The following is a 17,925-nucleotide window of genomic DNA, read 5'->3' as shown; positions in this document are numbered from 1 at the left end:
AGTTCATCACGGTCAGCGAGCTCGCGCAGAGCCTCAATGTCTCGCCCACCCAGATCGTCGGCTTCGCGCTGAAGAACCTGGGGCTGATGGTGACGATCAACCAGCGCCTCGACTTCGACCAGATCGAGCTGATCGCGAGCGAGTTCGGTTTCCAGGCTGTGCGCGAGGAGGAGTACCTCGCCGCCGAGGAGTCGGAGGTCGAGGAGGACACGCCGGGCGAGATGACGGGGCGCCCGCCGGTCGTGACCATCATGGGCCACGTCGACCACGGCAAGACCTCGCTGCTCGACTACATCCGCCGCACCAAGGTGGCCTCCGGCGAAGCCGGCGGCATCACGCAGCACATCGGTGCGTATCACGTCGAAACGCCCAAGGGTGTCATCAGCTTCCTCGACACCCCGGGCCATGCGGCGTTCACCTCGATGCGCGCGCGCGGCGCCAAGCTCACCGACATCGTGGTGCTGGTGGTGGCCGCCGACGACGGCGTCATGCCGCAGACCCGCGAGGCCATCCAGCACGCGAAGGCGGCCGGCGTGCCGCTGATCGTGGCGATCAACAAGATCGACAAGTCCGACGCCGATCCGGGCCGCGTCAAGAACGACCTGCTCGCCGAGGACATCGTGGCCGAAGACTTCGGCGGCGATACGCAGATGGTGGAGCTGTCGGCCAAGACCGGCCTCGGCGTCGACGACCTGCTCGACGCGATTTCGCTGCAGGCCGAAGTGCTCGAACTGCGTGCCGTGCCGACCGGCCGTGCCACCGGTACCGTCATCGAATCCGCGCTCGACAAGGGCCGCGGTCCGGTTGCGACCGTGCTGGTGCAGCAGGGCGAACTCAAGAAGGGCGACTATCTGGTGTGCGGCGTGCAGTACGGCCGCGTGCGTGCGCTGTTCGACGAGAACGGCAAGCAGGTCGACAGCGCGGGCCCGTCGATCCCGGTGCAGGTGCTGGGCCTTTCCGGCGTACCCGACGCGGGCGACGACTTCGTGGTGGTCGACGACGAGCGCCTGGCCAAGGACGTCGCGCAGCAGCGTGATGCCAAGCGCCGCGAGTCGCGCCTGGTCGCCGCCGCCGGCAACCGCATGGAAGACATCATGGCCCAGATGGGCAAGGGCGAGGGCCAGCTGAGCCTCAACCTCGTCGTCAAGGCCGACGTGCAGGGTTCGGTGGAGGCGCTGCGCCAGTCGCTGACGTCGCTGTCCAACGACCAGATCCGCATCAATGTGATCAGCTCCGGCGTGGGCGGCATCACCGAATCCGACGCCAACGCCGCGCTGACCGCGAAGGCGACGATCATCGGCTTCAACGTCCGTGCCGACGCGTCGGCGCGCAAGGTGATCGAAGCCAACGGCCTCGACCTGCGTTACTTCTCGATCATCTATGACGTGATCGACCAGGTGAAGCAGGTGGCCTCGGGCATCCTGGGCGTCGAGATCCGCGAAGAGATCATCGGCACCGCCGAGGTCCGCGACGTGTTCCGCAGCTCCAAGTTCGGCGCGGTCGCGGGCTGCATGGTCGTGGAGGGCGTGGTCAAGCGGAACAAGCCGATCCGCGTGCTGCGCGACAACGCCGTGATCTTCGAGGGCGAGCTGGAATCGCTGCGCCGCTTCAAGGAGAACGTCGACGAGGTGCGCAGCGGTACCGAGTGCGGTATCGGCGTGAAGGCCTACAACGACGTGAAGCCGGGCGACCAGATCGAGTGCTTCGAACGCGTCGAGGTCCAGCGCACGCTGTGACGACACCGGGACCCGGGACAGGGGACCCGGGCCCCGTGAGTCGACAGCACCACTGCTGTTCACGGGTCCCCGGCCCCCGGTCCCTGGTCCCGAACGAGAAGGTTCCGGACCATGCCAAGCAAATCGTTCCACCGCACCGATCGCGTCTCCGCCCAGCTCCGCCGCGAGCTGGGCACGCTGGTGCACCAGGCCGTGCGCGAGCACGGCCTGCCGTCCGTCAGCGTCTCCGACGTCGAAGTCACGCGCGATCTCGCGCACGCGAAGGTGTTCGTCACCGCGCTGCTGCCTGAGCGGTCCAAGGAGGCCGTGAAGGCGCTCAAGGAACTTGCGCCCGAGTTGCGTTTCCAGCTCGGCCGCGCGGTGAAGATGCGTCACGTGCCGGAGCTGCATTTCCACTACGACGACTCAGTCGATCGCGGCGAGCGCATCGGCAACCTGCTGCGCGACGCCCCGGCCCCGCGCGACGACGGCTCCGACGAGTAAGCCGGATGTGCCGCATCCCGGCCGTCGCCGCTTTGCGGCGGACCGGGGACGGAGCAACATTCCGCCTGGCGACCGATCCGGTCGCCCCGACGTGCGTGCTTGACGGACGCATGCCAGCCCGGCGGCCCTTCAGCGGACGATCCATGACCAAGCCAAAGACGCGCTTCCGCCCGCTCGACGGCATCCTGCTGCTCGACAAGCCGCACGGGCTCAGCTCGAACCAGGCGCTGCAGCAGGCGCGCCATCTGTTTCGCGCGGAGAAGGGCGGCCACACCGGCAGCCTCGATCCGCTGGCGACCGGACTGCTCCCGGTGTGTTTCGGCGAGGCCACCAAGATCGCCGGCTTGCTGCTGGGTTCGGCCAAGGCCTACGAGACCACCGCGGTGCTGGGCCTGACCACCGACAGCGACGATGCCGACGGCCTGGCCCTGCTGGAGCGTCCGGTTCCCTCGTTGGACGCAGCTACCATCGAAGCGGCGCTGGCGCCCCTGCGCGGGACCATCCGCCAGCGTGCGCCGATCTTCTCGGCCCTGAAGCAGGGCGGTGAACCCCTCTACGCCAAGGCCCGGCGGGGTGAATCCATCGAGGCGCCGGAACGCGATGTCGTCGTGCATCGCTTCGATCTGCTCGATCAGGACGGACCGCGCCTGCGGCTGCACGTCGAGTGCGGCTCGGGTACGTATGTACGCAGTCTGGTCCGGGACCTGGGCGAGGCGCTCGGGTGCGGCGCCCACGTGGCGACGCTGCGCCGCCTGTGGGTCGACCCGTTCCGGGCACCGCGCATGTTCTCGCTGGACGAACTGCGCGAATTGGCAGCTGCGGAAGGCGAGTCCGCGCTGGATGCCTGCCTGCTGCCGATCGAGGAAGGTCTGAGCCCCTTTGGCCGGGTGGAACTGGACTCCGACGCCGCCCGGCGCCTGGGCCAGGGGCAGTCCGTGCACTGCGAACCCGGCGAGGACGGGCTGGTGGCGGTATTCGCGCGATCGGGTCCGTGCCTTGGGCTGGGGCAGCGGCGGGGTTCGCGCCTGGCACCGCAGCGGCTCTTCCGCTGGGCCGCGAATCCCCTGGCTGAACAGGCCGCTCCCCAGGCGGGATGAAGCGTTGGACCGGCCCGCGGGCGCCCGAGCGGGTCGCATTCGCCGGGGCAGGCTGTTACAATTTCGCCGCTTTTCAAGCACTTCAGCATTCCTTCGCAGTACTCCTTTCTGAAAACGGCGGGCCAGGCGGTGCGTCGGCGCGGTGCATTCCGCGATCGATTCGCTTCTGCAGGCCACGCATCTACGAGGCAATACGATGTCCATCGACACCAGCAAGATCATCGAAGACAACAAGCGCGGCGCCAACGACACCGGCTCTCCGGAAGTCCAGGTCGCCCTGCTGACCGCCCGCATCGAGCAGCTCACCGGGCACTTCAAGGTTCACAAGCAGGATCATCACAGCCGTCGTGGCCTGCTGCAGATGGTCAACCGTCGCCGCAGCCTGCTCGACTACCTCAAGCGCAAGGACAACGAGCGCTACAAGGCCCTGATCGAGAAACTCGGTCTGCGTCGTTAAAAGCAATACCGACCGCGGCGCAGCGATGCGCCGCGGTTTTTTTCGGGCGTCATCCCGAGCGAAGCGAGGGACCGGTTTTCCGAAGGCAGCGTCTTCGGCGGTTCCGGGACGAAAAACCCATCCCTCACTCCGTTCGGGATGACAACGCACTCAGATGGCGCCCGCGCCATCGACCGGGCAGGGCAGGGGCCCCGCACGGAACGTATCCAGAACCAGGAATTCCAACGTGGCAAAAATCACCAAGACCTTCCAGTACGGCAACCACACGGTGACGCTGGAAACCGGCGAAATCGCGCGCCAGGCCAGCGGCGCCGTCATCGTCAAGATGGACGACACCGTGGTGCTGGTGTCGGCCGTCGCCGCCAAGAGCGCGCGCGAAGGGCAGGACTTCTTCCCGCTGACGGTCGACTACCAGGAAAAGTTCTACGCCGGTGGCCGCATCCCGGGTGGCTTCTTCAAGCGTGAAGGCCGTCCGACCGAGAAGGAAACGCTGATCTCGCGCCTGATCGACCGCCCGATCCGCCCGCTGTTCCCCGAGGAATACAAGAACGAAGTCCAGATCATCGCGACGGTGATGTCGCTGAATCCGGAAATCGACGGCGACATTCCGGCGCTGATCGGCGCCTCGGCCGCGCTGGCGCTGGCCGGCACGCCGTTCCAGGGTCCGATCGGTGCCGCCAAGGTCGGCTACAAGAACGGCCAGTACATCCTCAACCCGACCGCCACCGAGCTGGCCGATTCCGACCTGGAACTGGTCGTCGCCGGTACCTCCAACGCCGTGCTGATGGTCGAGTCCGAAGCGAAGATGCTGTCGGAAGACGTGATGCTGGGCGCGGTGATGTTCGGCCACCGCGAGATGCAGAAGGTCATCAACGCGATCAACGAGCTGACCGTCGAAGCCGGCACCAAGCCGTCGGCCTGGGTGGCTCCGGCCAAGAACGACGCGCTGATCGCCGCCATCGTCGAGATCGCCGCCGCACCGCTGGCGCAGGCCTACCAGATCCGCAACAAGGCCGAGCGCCGCGAAGCCATCGGTGCCATCCGCAAGGACACCTGGGAGCAACTCGCCGGTCGCGCCGAGGCCGCTGGTTGGCTGCAGGCCGAATACGCCAAGGAATTCGGCGATCTGGAATACCGCACGATGCGCGATTCGGTGCTGAGCACCAAGGTCCGCATCGACGGCCGCGACCTGACCACCGTGCGCCCGATCGAGTGCAAGATCGGCGTGCTGCCGCGTACCCACGGCTCGGCGCTGTTCACCCGCGGCGAGACCCAGGCCATCGTGGTCACCACGCTGGGCACCGCGCGCGACGGCCAGATCATCGATGCCGTGTCGGGCGAGTACAAGGAAAACTTCCTGTTCCATTACAACTTCCCGCCGTACTCGGTGGGCGAGACCGGCCGCTTCGGCGCGCCGAAGCGTCGCGAAATCGGCCACGGCCGCCTCGCCAAGCGCGGCGTGCTCGCCACGATGCCGACGCTGGAAGAGTTCCCGTACACGATCCGCGTGGTGTCGGAGATCACCGAGTCGAACGGTTCCTCGTCGATGGCTTCGGTGTGCGGTTCCTCGCTGGCCCTGATGGACGCCGGCGTGCCGGTCAAGTCGCCGGTCGCGGGCATCGCGATGGGCCTGGTGAAGGAAGGCGACAACTTCGTCGTCCTGTCGGACATCCTGGGTGACGAAGACCACCTGGGCGACATGGACTTCAAGGTGGCCGGCTCGAAGGACGGCATCAGCGCCCTGCAGATGGACATCAAGATCCAGGGCATCACCGAAGAGATCATGAAGGTCGCCCTCGCCCAGGCGAAGGAAGGCCGCCTGCACATCCTCGGCGAGATGGCCAAGGCCATCAACGCGCCGCGCAGCGAGCTGAGCGAATACGCGCCGCGCCTGCTGACGATGAAGATCCATCCGGACAAGATCCGCGAAGTGATCGGCAAGGGCGGTTCGACCATCCAGGCCATCACCAAGGAAACCGGTACGCAGATCGACATCCAAGACGACGGCACCATCGTCATCGCCTCGGTCAATGCCGCTGCCGCACAGGCCGCCAAGTCGCGCATCGAGCAGATCACCTCGGACGTCGAGCCGGGCCGCATCTACGAAGGCAAGGTCGCCAAGATCATGGACTTCGGTGCGTTCGTGACCATCCTGCCGGGCAAGGACGGCCTGGTGCACGTCTCGCAGATCTCCAGCGAACGCGTCGAGAAGGTGTCGGACAAGCTGAAGGAAGGCGACACCGTGAAGGTCAAGGTGCTGGAAGTCGACAAGCAGGGCCGTATCCGCCTGTCGATGAAGGCCGTCGAGGAAGGCGAGGGCGTCGCGGCCGAGTAAGTCGCGCGGGCTCGTCGCTGGACACGAAAAAGCGGGCTTAGGCCCGCTTTTTCTTTGCCTGTCTTCTGGATGGAAGTCGCTGTTGCGAACGCTCCATTGCGCCGCAGTGACGGGTCGAGCAGCCCGACGCCTGACCTTATGTCTTGAAACGCAGCGTCGTCGTCGTGCCGCGTCCCTGGTGCGATGCGATGTCGAGGTGCCAGCCCAGGTGCTCGCACAGGCGCGAGATCAGGTCCAGGCCGATGCCGCCGCCGTCCCGGCCGCCTCCGCCGCGGGCCACCTTCGCATAGATCGCGCTGATTTCTTCCGGCGTCATGCCATGGCCGGGATCGTCGATCACCACCGTCGCCGGCGCCTCCAGCCTGATGCCGATGCGGCCGCGATCGGAGTGCTCGATGGCGTTGCGCAGCAGGTTGCCGATGGCCGCCTGCACGATCGGCAGCGGCGCGACGATCTCGCATGGCGCCATGGACGCCACTTCCAGTTGGAGGTCCTTGTCGCGGGTGAGGTGGCGATGGTCGTCGACGATCTCCGGAATCAGCTGCTCCAGTTCGACCCGATCGCTGGAACGCGCCAGCCGGGCGGGATCCTTGGCCAGCACCAGCAGCAGCGAGATGAGTTGCTCCACCTCGCGCGATGTCCGGTGGATGCGCACCAGTTGCCCACGTGCCGCATCGGGCAACTGCGGCTGCTGCAATGCGATTTCCGCCGCGCCGGCAATCACCGCGACGGGCGTGCGCAGCTCGTGGCTGGCGCTGTCGATGAAGACGCGCTCGCGTTCGACGAAGCGGTCGTTGCGCTGCAGGTAATCGTTGAGTGCATCGGCGATGACTTCGATTTCCGCGCTGGCGCTTTCCGGCACTTCGATGCGCTGGCCGGGATGGTCCGGGCGCAGCCGCCCGATGTCCTGCGCCACGTCGCGCAGTGGCTTCACCAGACGGTTCACGCTCCAGCCGATGGCCACGGCTAGCAGCACGATCATGGTCAATGCCGAGCCGCCGATGGTCAGGCTCATGTCGAATTCGCGCTGTTCCAGGTCGGTGATGTCCAGCGCCAGGATCAGCGGCCGGCCATCGACCTCGCGGACCAGCACCACGCGCTCCACGCCATCCACCACCAGTTCGTCGTGCACTCCGGGGGCAAGTCCACGCAGCGGTCCGGGGATGACGGCGGGATTGCGACCGTCATACAGCGCGATGGAACGCGTGTTGGCCCAGTGGAAATCCGGATCGCGCTCGCGCAGCTCAAGCAGATGGTCCATCTCCGAATCGAGCAACGTCTGCCACACCAGTTGCTCGGCGTGCTCGTTGACGACGTAACCGTGCACCACGACGGCGGCGGTCAGCACCACCACGTAGCCGAGCATGCCCAGCAGGATGCGGCGGCCCAGCCCGGATCTAGTCCTCGCCATCGGCGATCTCCGCGTGCGGCGTGGGCGTGGCGGCAGGATCGGCGATGCGGTAGCCGACGCGCGGCAGCGTCTGGATCAGCTTCACCGGGAACGGGCCGTCGACGCTGCGCCGCAGCTCGTAGATGTGCGAGCGGAGCATGTCTCCGTCGGGCGGGTCGTCGCCCCACAGCGCGTGCTCGAGCCGCTCGCGCGTGACCGCCGCGGGGCTGGCCTGGATCAGCACCTCCAGCAGCTTGCGGCACGCCGGATACAGATGCACCGATTTTCCGCCGCGCGTCGCTTCCAGCGTCGTCATGTCCAGGCGCAGGTCGGCGACCTGCAGCACGCGCGAGCGCCCGCGCCCAGTGGCGCGCGACACCAGCGCTTCGAGGCGGACTTCCAGTTCAGGCAGGTGGAAGGGCTTGGTGAGGTAGTCGTCGGCGCCGGCGCGGAACCCGGCGATCTTGTCGGGCAGTTCGTCGCGTGCGGTGAGCATCAGGACCGGCACGTCACGGCCGGCCTCGCGCAGGCGGCTGAGCACCTCGCGTCCGTCCATGCGCGGCAGCATCCAGTCGAGCACCACGACGTCGTAGACCTGCGTGATCGCCAGGTGCAGGCCCGTGGGGCCGTCGGGCGCCGCATCGAGCACATGCCCGCGCGCCTCGAAGTACTCGAACAGGTTGGCCACCAGGTTGCGGTTGTCTTCCACCACCAGCACGCGCATCGCGATCCATCCTCGCAGAACGGCGCAGCGGCGCCGCCGGCCATTGTCGATGTCCGTACGTGGGAACCATGTCGGAACGTGACGAAGATACGCGCCCCGGAAGCTGTACGGAATCTGTCCGGGACCGGCGATTAACGCTCGGCGAATCTTCCTCCGACCCGCTTCCGACAGCGCGCTGCCGACCATGCGCGCCGTTCCCGTCCGACGCAGTGCACTTCGATCCCGATGCGCAACAGCTTCCAGCTGCAGGCGATGCCTGCCGAGTTCCCCACGCGTGTTCCGCCGCCGTCATCCGCATCGTCGCTGCCGATCGGCGATCCACGGTTTCTCGTCATGCATGCGTGGCTGCCGTTCATCGCCCTGAGCGCGCTGCTGGTGCTCACGATGGGCCTCGGTGGCGACCAGTGGCTGGCAGACAGGATGTACGCGTTCGAAGGAGGCCATTGGGCGTTGCGCGACGCGTTCGTCACCGACCAGCTGATCCACAAGGCCGGCCGGGATATGGACATCGCGCTGTGGTTGTCGGTGCTGGTTGCGTGGATCCTCACGCACCGACCCGGCCGCGAACACTGGCGCGCGCCGCTTGCATACCTGCTCACGGCCACTGCGTTGTCGATGGCGTGCGTGGCCTGGATGAAGTCATGGTCGAACATGGACTGCCCGTGGGACCTGCTGCGCTATGGAGGCGATCGCCCATACGTGGGACTGTGGCAATTGCGTCCGATCGGGCTCGAACGTGGCTCGTGCTTTCCGGCTGGACACGCGAGCGGCGGATACGCGTGGCTGGCGCTGTACTTCTTCCTTGCCGTCGTGCGACCGCAGTGGCGCTGGTGGGGGCTTGCGGCGGGGATCGCGCTAGGCCTTCTTTTCGGCGTCTCGCAGCAACTTCGCGGCGCGCATTTCCTCTCGCATGACCTCATCACTGCGGCCATCTGCTGGGGCGATGCGCTGCTGTGTTTCGGACTGTTCCGTCGCCGACTGGTGCAGTCCCGCTGGCAGGCCGCCGGCTTCGGACGAAGCACCGGAGGTGCGGCATGAACTCGGTCGCGACCGCGTCGGCAACGGCACCGGGCACACAGTGGGATCGGCTTGGGCGATGGGCTGCAGCGCGTCCGCGCATGAGCGTGGAACGGCTGGCGTTGTGCGCTGCCGTGTTCCTCACGCTGTTCTGCAACGGCGCGTTCTTTCACGCCGTCGCGGCCACAGGATCCCTGCATGGACTGCGCGGTGCTGCGACCGCACTGAGCCTGCTGGTGATGATCGTTGCGCTCAACATGCTGCTGCTATGTCTGCTGCTGACCCGGCGAACGGCCAAGCCCGTCCTCACAGTCCTGCTGCTGGTCACCGCGGTGGCGGCTCACTACATGCGCGAGTACACGGTGTATCTGGACGCGGACATGATCCGCAACATCCTGCACACCGACGGCAAGGAATCCGGCGAACTGCTCTCGCTGGGCATGCTGCCAAGCCTGCTGGTGCTGGGCGTGCTGCCATCGATCGCGGTATGGCGCGTGCGCCTGGTCCCGCGACCGCTGGGCCGAGCGCTGATGGTGCGGATCGGATGCATCGCCCTGGCCGTGATCGTGGCGCTGGGCGCGACGCTGGCATCGTTCCAGGACCTGTCCGCGCTGATGCGCAACCACAAGGAACTGCGTCATCTGATCACGCCGGGCAACTACATCGTCTCGCTGGCACGGGTGTGGCACCACGATCGTGCGGCATCGCACAGGCCGCGCGAGCCGATCGGACGCGACGCAGCCGTCGCCGCTCGCATGCCGGGTGCGAAACCGCGCCTACTGGTGTTGGTGGTGGGCGAGACGGCGCGAGCACAGAACTGGGGTCTCAACGGTTACGAACGCCAGACCACGCCGGAGCTACGACGCATCGGGCCGATCAATTTCAGCCACGTCACCTCGTGCGGATCGGCGACGGAAGTATCGGTGCCCTGCATGTTCTCGCCCTACGGCCGCGCGCATTACGACAAGGACCGCATCGAGCATTCCGAATCGCTGCTGCACGTGCTCGATCACGCCGGCATCGCCACGTTGTGGCGCGACAACCAGACCGGCTGCAAGGGCGTGTGTAGCGGCCTGCCGTTCGAGTCGTTCGAGCATGCGCGCGATCCGCAGGCCTGCACCGCGGAGGGCTGCCTGGACGAGGTGATGCTGCATGGCCTCGCCGAAGCGGTCGCGCAGCATCCGGGCGACATGGTGGTCGTGCTGCACCAGCTCGGCAGCCACGGGCCCAGCTACTTCAAGCGCTATCCGGCGCGGTTACGCCGGTTCACGCCGACCTGCGACAGCACCGATCTGGGCGACTGCACGCGCGATCAGATCGTCGACTCGTACGACAACTCGGTGCTTTACACGGATGATTTCCTGGCGCGCACAATCCGCTTCCTCGCCGCGCAACCGGGGCGCGACACCGCGATGATCTACCTCTCGGATCACGGCGAATCGCTGGGCGAGAACGGGCTGTTCCTCCACGGTGTTCCATACGCAATCGCACCGGAGACGCAGACACACGTGCCGATGGTGGCGTGGCTGTCGCCTGGTTTCGCGGCAGATCGCGGCGTGGACCTCGATTGCATGAAGCGCGAAAGCGATGCGCCGGCCAGCCAGGACAACCTGTTCCACTCCGTACTTGGACTGATGCAGGTGCGTACGTCGGCCTACGACGCTGCGCTCGATCTGTTCGCACGATGCACGGCGCCGGGCTGATGAAAGGCTAAGCGTTGTCGACGCCCGCCTCATCGCAGGCGAACAGTTCGGCCTGCGCCAGCGCCTCGCGTTCGATGAATCCGGACAGGCCAACGCCCACGAGCCGATAGCGCGTCTCGAGTGGCAACGGCACGCGTGCGCGCAGGTCGCAGGCAATGCGCGACAGTTGTTCCAGGGAGTTCGGCGGCTGCGGGGTGGTCAGGCTGCGGGTGAGGATGCGGAAGTCCGCCGTCTTGAGCTTCAGCACCACCGTGCGGGCGATGCGATCCGGGTCGCGCACGCGTTCGCGACCGTAGCTTTCCCAGGTCTTGCTGGCGAGACGCTCGATGTGGGGTGCCAGTTCGTCCAGCTGCAGGTCGCGTTCGAACGTGTCCTCGGCGGAAATCTGCAGGGTGGGGCGTTCCGGCTCGACCGGGTTCTCATCGATGCCGAGCGAGAGTTCGTGCAGCCGTCGGCCCCAGCGTCCGAAGCGCAGCTCCAGTTCCGCTGCACCGAGGTTGCGCAGGTCGGCCACGGTGGCGATGCCCAGTTCCTCCAGACGCTTCTCCATGACTTTGCCGACGCCGGGCAGGCGGCCCACTGGCAGCGGCGCGAGGAATGCCTCGACCTGGTGCGGGCGCACGACGAACAGGCCGTCGGGCTTGCGCCAGTCGGAGGCGATCTTGGCGAGGAACTTGTTGGGCGCCACGCCCGCCGAAGCGGTGAGTTGAGTTTCCTCGCGGATCGCCTCGCGGATCGCCTGCGCCGTTGCCGTAGCGGTGGGCAACTCCGATTTGGTGACGGTTACATCGAGGTAGGCCTCATCCAGTGAGAGGGGCTCGATGAGGTCCGTGTGCCGGGCGAAGATCTCGCGCACCTGCCGCGAGACGGCCTTGTAGCGGGTGAAGTCCGGCGGCACGAACACCGCCTGCGGGCACAATCGCTCGGCGCGGATTGCCGGCATCGCGGAGCGGACCCCGAACTTGCGGGCCTCGTAGCTGGCCGCGCACACCACCGAGCGCTGCCCGCGCCAGGCGACCACCACCGGGCGCCCGCGCAACGAGGGATCGTCGCGCTGTTCGACCGACGCGTAGAAGGCGTCCATGTCGACGTGGAGGATCTTGCGGGGGCTGGGCGACAAGGCGGGCGGGCCCGCGCCGGTGCGGGGCGGCGCGTTAGTCAAAATGCTAACGCGCCGGGAGGGGCGAGTCGATGCCGCGGCTTACTCGCTCGCCAGGGTTTCATGCGCGGAGTGCCGCTTCACTTCGCCGCGGCGGATGCGCATGTGATCCTCGAGCTGCCGGCGCAGCGCGTCGAACGCGTCACGCACGGCGATGTAGGCATCCTCATGGCTGCGATCCAGCGACGGACGACCTGCTTCGAAGGTGCCGCCCGGCATCACCGCGTGGATGCGCACCACGTAGCGGTTGCCGTGCGTGTGGCGATGTGCGTCATGGCGCACGGCAACGTCGCACGATTGCAGGCGCGATGCGAACTGCAGCAGCTTGTCGGCGTGGCGCCGGATGTCGTTTGCCAATGCCTCCGAAGGGGCCATGTCTTCGAAGCGGATCGTGACGTCGAGGTTCATGCGTGCTCCTGACTGCGGTTGCGTTGGGCCTATATTGGGTCGGGTGGCCGGGTGCTCCGCCTTGAGGCCGCTCAAGACACGTCGCGGGGAATGCAGCACGATGGCTGGATCGGCAAGACGCACATGAGCACGTACTCGCTCCCATCGCTGTTCGCTCCATCTTCGGTGGCCGTGGTCGGCGGCAGTCCGCGTGAGCGCTCCATCGGACGTGCCGTGCTGCGCAACCTGCTGACGGGAGGCTTCCCGGGCCAGATCGGACTGGTCAACCCGCGCCATCGCGAGATCGAGGGAATCGCATCGGTTGCGCGGCTGCAGGACCTGCCCTTCACGCCGGAACTCGTGGTGATCGCCACGCCTGCCGCGATGGTGCCCAGGCTGGCACGCGCGGCAGCGGAGAAGGGCGCGTCGGCGGTCGTCGTGCTCAGCACCGGGCTGGGACAGGGCGAGGGCTCGCTGGCGGCCGAACTGCAGGCCACCGCGCGGGCACACGGCCTGCGCGTGGTCGGACCGAGCAGCCTGGGCGTGATCGCGCCGCATGCGCGGCTCAATGCCAGCTTCGCCGCACACGGGCCCCTGGCGGGCGACATCGCCCTGGTGTCGCAATCCGCAGCCATCGCTGCCGCGCTGGTCGAGTGGGGTGCGATCCGCTCCATCGGCTTTTCCGCGGTCGCCACGCTGGGGGAGGTGGTGGACGTCGATTTCGGCGACCTGCTCGACTACTTCGCGCGGGATCGCCACAGTCGGGCCATCCTGCTGTATGTCGAATCGATCCGCGATGCGCGCAAGTTCATGTCGGCGGCGCGCGCGGCCGCACGCCTGAAGCCGGTGGTCGTCGTGAAATCCGGTCGCCACGCGCCGCGCCCGCACGCACCGGGCACGCATGCCGCGGCACTGGCGCGCCCCGACGCGGTGTACGCGGCGGCGTTCCAACGCGCCGGCATGCTGCGCGTGCGTGCGCTGGACGAGCTGTTCGCCGCGGCGGAGACACTGGGCCGTACTGATACGTTCCCCGGCCGGCGTCTGGCCATCTTCGCCAACGGGCGTGGCACGGGTACGCTCGCGGCCGATCGGCTGCTGGACATGGGCGGCACGCTGGCGACGCTGTCGGACGCCACGCGCGAGCGCATCCGTCCGATCGCGTCGTCCGCATGGCCCGGTACCAATCCCGTGGACTTCTACGGCGACGTCGACCATGCCGCGTATAGCGATGCATTCCGGGCGTTGATGGAGGACGACCAGAACGACGCGATCCTCGCGCTCAACGTGCCCACCGCGTTGATGGGCGCCGATGCGCGTGCGCAGGCGCTGGCCGATGCGCGCAAGTCGCTGCCGCGCCACATCGCCCGCAAGCCGGTGTTCGCGGTGTGGCTGGGCGCGGACGAAGACGCCGTCGCACGGCTCAACGCCGCGCGCATTCCCAACTACGCCACCGAAGCCGATGCGATACGCGGCTTCATGTATCTGGTACGCCATCGCGAAGCGCAGACCACGCTGATGGAAACGCCGCCGAGCATGCCCGACGACTTCCAGGCGGACACGCAGACGGCGCGCGCCATCGTCGAGGCGGCCGTGGCGGAAGGCCGACGTTGGCTCGACCCGGTCGAGGTCACGCGCGTGCTCGGCGCGTACGACATCCCGATCACGCCGGTGAAGGCCGCGCGCGATGCCGACGGTGCCGCACGCGAGGCGGCTGCGATCCTGGCCGACGGAACGCCGGTGGCGGTGAAGATCCTCTCGCCCGACATCGACCACAAGTCCGACGTCGACGGGGTGCGCCTGAACCTGCTCAGCGAACAGGCCGTGCGCGAGGCGACCGAGGCGATCCTGCAGCGTGCGCGCGACGCGCGGCCGGATGCGCGCATCCAGGGCGTCACCGTGCATCCGATGGTCGTGCGTCCGAAAGCGCGCGAGCTGATCGCCGGCGTGGCCGATGACGAGACGTTCGGGCCGGTCATCGTGTTCGGCCGTGGCGGCACGGCGGTGGAGGTCATCGACGACAAGGTGCTGGCGCTGCCGCCGCTGGACCTGCGCCTGGCGCACGAGATGATCGGTCGGACGCGCGTGTCGCGCATCCTGAAGGCCTACCGCGACGTGCCGGCGGCGGACGAGCGCGCGGTCGCGCTGGTGCTGGTGAAGCTGGCGCAGCTGGTCGCGGACCTGTCGCAGATCCGCGAGGTCGACATCAACCCGCTGCTGGCCGATCGTGACGGGCTGATCGCGGTGGATGCACGCATCGGCGTGTCCACGTCGCGTGCATTGCACAAGGGGCCCGGCCATCCCCGTTTCGCGATCCGTCCGTATCCGAAGGAATGGGAACGGGAAATCGAGCTATCCGACGGCGCCACCGCGTTCGTGCGTCCGGTGCGGCCGGAGGACGAGGAGATGTTCCGCACGTTCTTCCAGAAGGTGTCGGACGAAGACCTGCGCATGCGGTTCTTCCAGACCGTGCGCCATTTCAGCCACGAGTTCATCGCGCAGCTGACGCAACTGGACTACGCGCGCTCGATCGCGCTGGTCGCCATCGATCCCGGCACCGGCGAGATGCTCGGCGCCGTACGCCTGCATGCCGACGCCAATTACGACCGCGGCGAGTACGGCATCCTGGTGCGCTCGGACCTCAAGGGGCACGGGCTGGGCTGGCGCCTGATGCAGATCATGATCGAGTACGCGAGCTGGCTGGGCCTGCATTCGATCGAGGGCGAAGTGCTGCAGGAAAACCGCACCATGATCGCCATGTGCCGCCGGCTTGGGTTCTCGGTGAGCACCAACCCGGACGATCCGAGCCTGGTCAACGTGTCCCTGCGCCTGGACCAGCACGCGGCGGAGTGACGCATCGCGCGGCGTCGTGCCGCGCGCTGTCGGTGGCCGTTCGTCAGGCCAGTCCCGGGCCCGGAGCGAGCATGCGGCCGATCCGGCGCTGGCGCAGGATCTGCCACACCGCTCCAATCAGGTACGCGACGAATGCGGTCCCGATCGGCCCGAACAGTCGCGTGTCTTCCGGCCCGGTCGCAAACGGTGCGCCCAGCGGTACGCGCGTCAGCGTTTCCACGAAGGCCGGGATGAAGTGGAAGAACAGGGCCGTAAGGTTGAACAGCACCGTGGCGTAGCCCGAAAGCCGGCCGAAACCGTTGCGGCGCTCCGCCCACCACGCCAGCGCCAGCACCACCAGCGTGAGCAGGCTCAGCACGTGCGGTGCGCCGAAGCTGCCGCGGCGGAAGATGAAGAGCCCGGTGACCGCCGCGCCGATCGTGAACCAGAAGAACGAGGAGCCCGCCACGGTGTTCAGGCGTATCTGCCGGTAGCGGATCAGGGCAACGAAGCCCGCGACGACGCCGATGATGGCGATGACCGTGTGGAACGCGCCGAAGGCGGTGATGTTCAGCAGCTCGAGCATGACGTCACCTCGCAGGTTGGAAGCGGAAGACCGTTACGACCTCTAGAACGCGAAACACGAGCAACCCAATGCACCCCAGAATCCGCGCAGGTCGCCGGGTGCATCGAAATGGGCGGCGTGGGAGGCGTGGTGCACGTGGCAGGCGGCGCCGTCGCCGTGCGAATGGCCATGGGCCATGGCCGCGGCGGCCTGGCCAAGCGTGCCCGGCTGGTAGCCGCCCCATCGGCGCACGGGCGACCAGTCGGGCATCGGATCGGGCAAGGGCGGCGCGAGGCGGGCGAACTCGTCCTCGCCGTGCACCAAACGCCCGCCGACCACCGTGAGCACGCTGGTGATGCCCTGGATGCGTTCGTCGGGCACCGACAGGAAGTCGTCCGACAGCACCGCGAAATCCGCGAACTGACCCGCCGCCAGCACGCCCTTGCGCGATTCCTCGCCCGAGAACCACGCGCTGCCCTGCGTCCACAGGCGCAATGCTTCTTCGCGCGCGAGCAGGTTGTCCTCGCCGTACATCGGCATGCCGCCGACCGTGCGCCCCGTGCTCAGCCAGTACAGGGCGACCCACGGGTTGTAGCTGGCCACGCGGGTGGCGTCGGTGCCGGCCCCGACCGGTACGCCGGCATCGAGCATGCGTCGCACCGGCGGCGTTCGCTTCAGCGCGTCGTTGCCATAGCGCTGGGCGAAGAACTCGCCCTGGTAGGCCATGCGGTGCTGGACGGCGATACCGCCGCCGAGCGCGCGCACGCGGTCGATGTTGCGGTCGCTGATGGTTTCGGCGTGATCGATGAACCAGTGCAGTCCGTCGAAGGGAACGTCGCGGTTCACCTTCTCGTAGACGTCGAGGATGCGGCCGATGCTCTCGTCGTAGGTGGCGTGGATGCGGAACGGCCAGCGCTTCTGGCTGAGCAGCCGCACCACGCTTTCCAGATCGCCTTCCAGTTCCGGAGGCAGTTCCGGGCGCGGCTCACGGAAATCCTCGAAATCCGCGGCGGAGAACACCAGCATTTCGCCGGCGCCGTTATGGCGCAGCATGTCGTCACCGGCGCGCGGCTGCAGCATGCCGATCCAGCGTTCGAAGTCGGCCAGCTCGCCGCCCTTGTTCTGCGTGAACAGGTTGTAGGCGATGCGGACGGTGAGCTCGTCGTCCGCATGCAGCTGGCGGATGATCTCGTAGTCGTCCGGGTAGTTCTGGAAACCGCCGCCCGCGTCGATGACCGAGGTGATGCCCAGCCGGTTGAGTTCACGCATGAAATGGCGCGTGGAGTTGCGCTGGTACTCCGGCGGAAGCTTCGGGCCCTTCGCCAGCGTTGCGTACAGGATCAGCGCGTTGGGCTTGGCCAGCAGCAGGCCGGTCGGGTTGCCCGCCTTGTCGCGTTCGATGCGGCCGCCCGGCGGATCCTGGCTGTCCTTCGTATAGCCGACCGCACGCAGCGCCGCGCGGTTGAGCAGGGCGCGGTCGTACAGATGCAGGATGAAGACCGGCGTGTCGGGTGCGACGGCGTTGAGTTCGTCCAGGGTCGGCAGGCGCTTTTCGACGAACTGGTGTTCGCTGAAGCCGCCCACCACGCGCACCCACTGCGGTGCCGGCGTGCCCGCGACCTGTTCGCGCAGCATCGCCATCGCATCGGCCAGACTGGACACGCCATCCCAGCGCAGTTCGAGGTTGTAGTTGAGGCCGCCACGGATGAGGTGCGTGTGGCTGTCGTTGAGCCCCGGGATCAGGCGTCGGCCGCGCGCGTCGATCATGCGCGTGCCGTCGTGCGACAGCGCCAGTACCTCGGCGTCGTTGCCGATGGCGATCAGGTTGCCGCCGGCCACCGCGAGCGCGGTTGCAGTCGGGCGTCGCGGATCTAGCGTCGCGATCCGCGCGTTGAAGACGATCAGCTCGGCGTTGGCTTCGACCACGTTTCCTCCCTGTGCCGCCTCGCGCCGGTTCGTGCCACGCGGCGTGCAGCCGAGCAGCGTGCCGGCGAGTGCGGCCTCGATGATCCGGCGACGCGAGGGGTCGATGGGCATCGCCGG

General features: G+C 67.5%; 14 protein-coding genes. 8 read left to right on the top strand and 6 right to left on the bottom strand.

Annotated features, from left to right (window positions below; translation table 11 throughout):
- The 5 genes from infB to pnp all read left to right on the top strand — a co-directional run.
- On the top strand, positions 1-1,736 hold a 1,736-nt coding region (gene infB, locus VFE83_RS12050), incomplete at its 5' end, for a translation initiation factor IF-2 (protein ID WP_324906406.1).
- Positions 1,737-1,847: 111 nt separating this feature from the next.
- Positions 1,848-2,219 carry a 30S ribosome-binding factor RbfA gene (gene rbfA, locus VFE83_RS12045; RefSeq protein ID WP_324906404.1) on the top strand — a complete coding sequence of 124 codons (372 nt, stop codon included), beginning with the start codon at positions 1,848-1,850 and terminating at the stop codon, positions 2,217-2,219.
- A 143-nt stretch (positions 2,220-2,362) separates the two neighbouring features.
- Positions 2,363-3,316, top strand: coding sequence for a tRNA pseudouridine(55) synthase TruB (gene truB, locus VFE83_RS12040; protein WP_324906402.1), 954 nt, complete (start codon positions 2,363-2,365; stop codon positions 3,314-3,316).
- Positions 3,317-3,512: 196 nt separating this feature from the next.
- Complete coding sequence (gene rpsO / locus VFE83_RS12035) at positions 3,513-3,773, top strand: 30S ribosomal protein S15 (protein ID WP_115840657.1); 261 nt, start codon at positions 3,513-3,515, stop codon at positions 3,771-3,773.
- Positions 3,774-3,999: 226 nt separating this feature from the next.
- Complete coding sequence (pnp, locus tag VFE83_RS12030; protein WP_324906397.1) at positions 4,000-6,108, top strand: polyribonucleotide nucleotidyltransferase; 2,109 nt, start codon at positions 4,000-4,002, stop codon at positions 6,106-6,108.
- Positions 6,109-6,244: 136 nt separating this feature from the next.
- Here the strand turns inward: pnp and VFE83_RS12025 are convergent, their stop codons facing one another.
- Positions 6,245-7,519, bottom strand: a complete 1,275-nt coding sequence (locus VFE83_RS12025; protein WP_324906395.1) for a HAMP domain-containing sensor histidine kinase — start codon at positions 7,517-7,519, stop codon at positions 6,245-6,247.
- A complete protein-coding gene (locus VFE83_RS12020) occupies positions 7,506-8,222 on the bottom strand; it encodes a response regulator transcription factor (protein ID WP_324906393.1) in 717 nt (238 codons plus the stop codon). Before VFE83_RS12020 ends, VFE83_RS12025 begins: the two co-directional genes overlap by 14 nt.
- Before the next feature lie 225 nt (positions 8,223-8,447).
- On the opposite strand from VFE83_RS12020, the gene VFE83_RS12015 reads away from it, so the two are divergent.
- Both VFE83_RS12015 and VFE83_RS12010 read left to right on the top strand, forming a co-directional pair.
- The gene (locus tag VFE83_RS12015) at positions 8,448-9,260 is read left to right on the top strand and encodes a phosphatase PAP2 family protein (protein WP_324906391.1); all 813 of its coding nucleotides are present in this window, start codon (positions 8,448-8,450) and stop codon (positions 9,258-9,260) included.
- Between the two features lie 80 nt (positions 9,261-9,340).
- On the top strand, positions 9,341-10,942 hold the full coding sequence (locus VFE83_RS12010) for a phosphoethanolamine--lipid A transferase (RefSeq protein WP_324906389.1): 1,602 nt from the start codon (positions 9,341-9,343) through the stop codon (positions 10,940-10,942).
- 7 nt (positions 10,943-10,949) lie between these two features.
- Here VFE83_RS12010 and dinB read toward each other — a convergent pair whose 3' ends face one another.
- Both dinB and VFE83_RS12000 read right to left on the bottom strand, forming a co-directional pair.
- Positions 10,950-12,062: a DNA polymerase IV gene (gene dinB, locus VFE83_RS12005; RefSeq protein WP_324906387.1), complete on the bottom strand. Its 1,113-nt coding sequence runs from the start codon at positions 12,060-12,062 to the stop codon at positions 10,950-10,952.
- Between the two features lie 81 nt (positions 12,063-12,143).
- A complete protein-coding gene (locus VFE83_RS12000; RefSeq protein ID WP_324906385.1) occupies positions 12,144-12,509 on the bottom strand; it encodes an HPF/RaiA family ribosome-associated protein in 366 nt (121 codons plus the stop codon).
- Positions 12,510-12,632: 123 nt separating this feature from the next.
- Between VFE83_RS12000 and VFE83_RS11995 the strand changes: the two genes are divergently transcribed.
- Positions 12,633-15,338 (top strand): bifunctional acetate--CoA ligase family protein/GNAT family N-acetyltransferase, encoded by a 2,706-nt coding sequence (locus VFE83_RS11995; RefSeq protein WP_324906428.1) that lies wholly within the window; start codon positions 12,633-12,635, stop codon positions 15,336-15,338.
- 43 nt (positions 15,339-15,381) lie between these two features.
- Here VFE83_RS11995 and VFE83_RS11990 read toward each other — a convergent pair whose 3' ends face one another.
- Positions 15,382-15,903: a hypothetical protein gene (locus VFE83_RS11990; RefSeq protein WP_324906383.1), complete on the bottom strand. Its 522-nt coding sequence runs from the start codon at positions 15,901-15,903 to the stop codon at positions 15,382-15,384.
- 42 nt (positions 15,904-15,945) lie between these two features.
- Complete coding sequence (locus VFE83_RS11985) at positions 15,946-17,919, bottom strand: amidohydrolase (protein WP_324906381.1); 1,974 nt, start codon at positions 17,917-17,919, stop codon at positions 15,946-15,948.
- Positions 17,920-17,925 lie beyond the last annotated feature (6 nt).

Source organism: Lysobacter sp. (assembly GCF_035655815.1).
In the GTDB taxonomy this organism is placed as follows: domain Bacteria; phylum Pseudomonadota; class Gammaproteobacteria; order Xanthomonadales; family Xanthomonadaceae; genus Lysobacter_J.
This window is presented reverse-complemented; position numbering and strand designations above follow the sequence as displayed.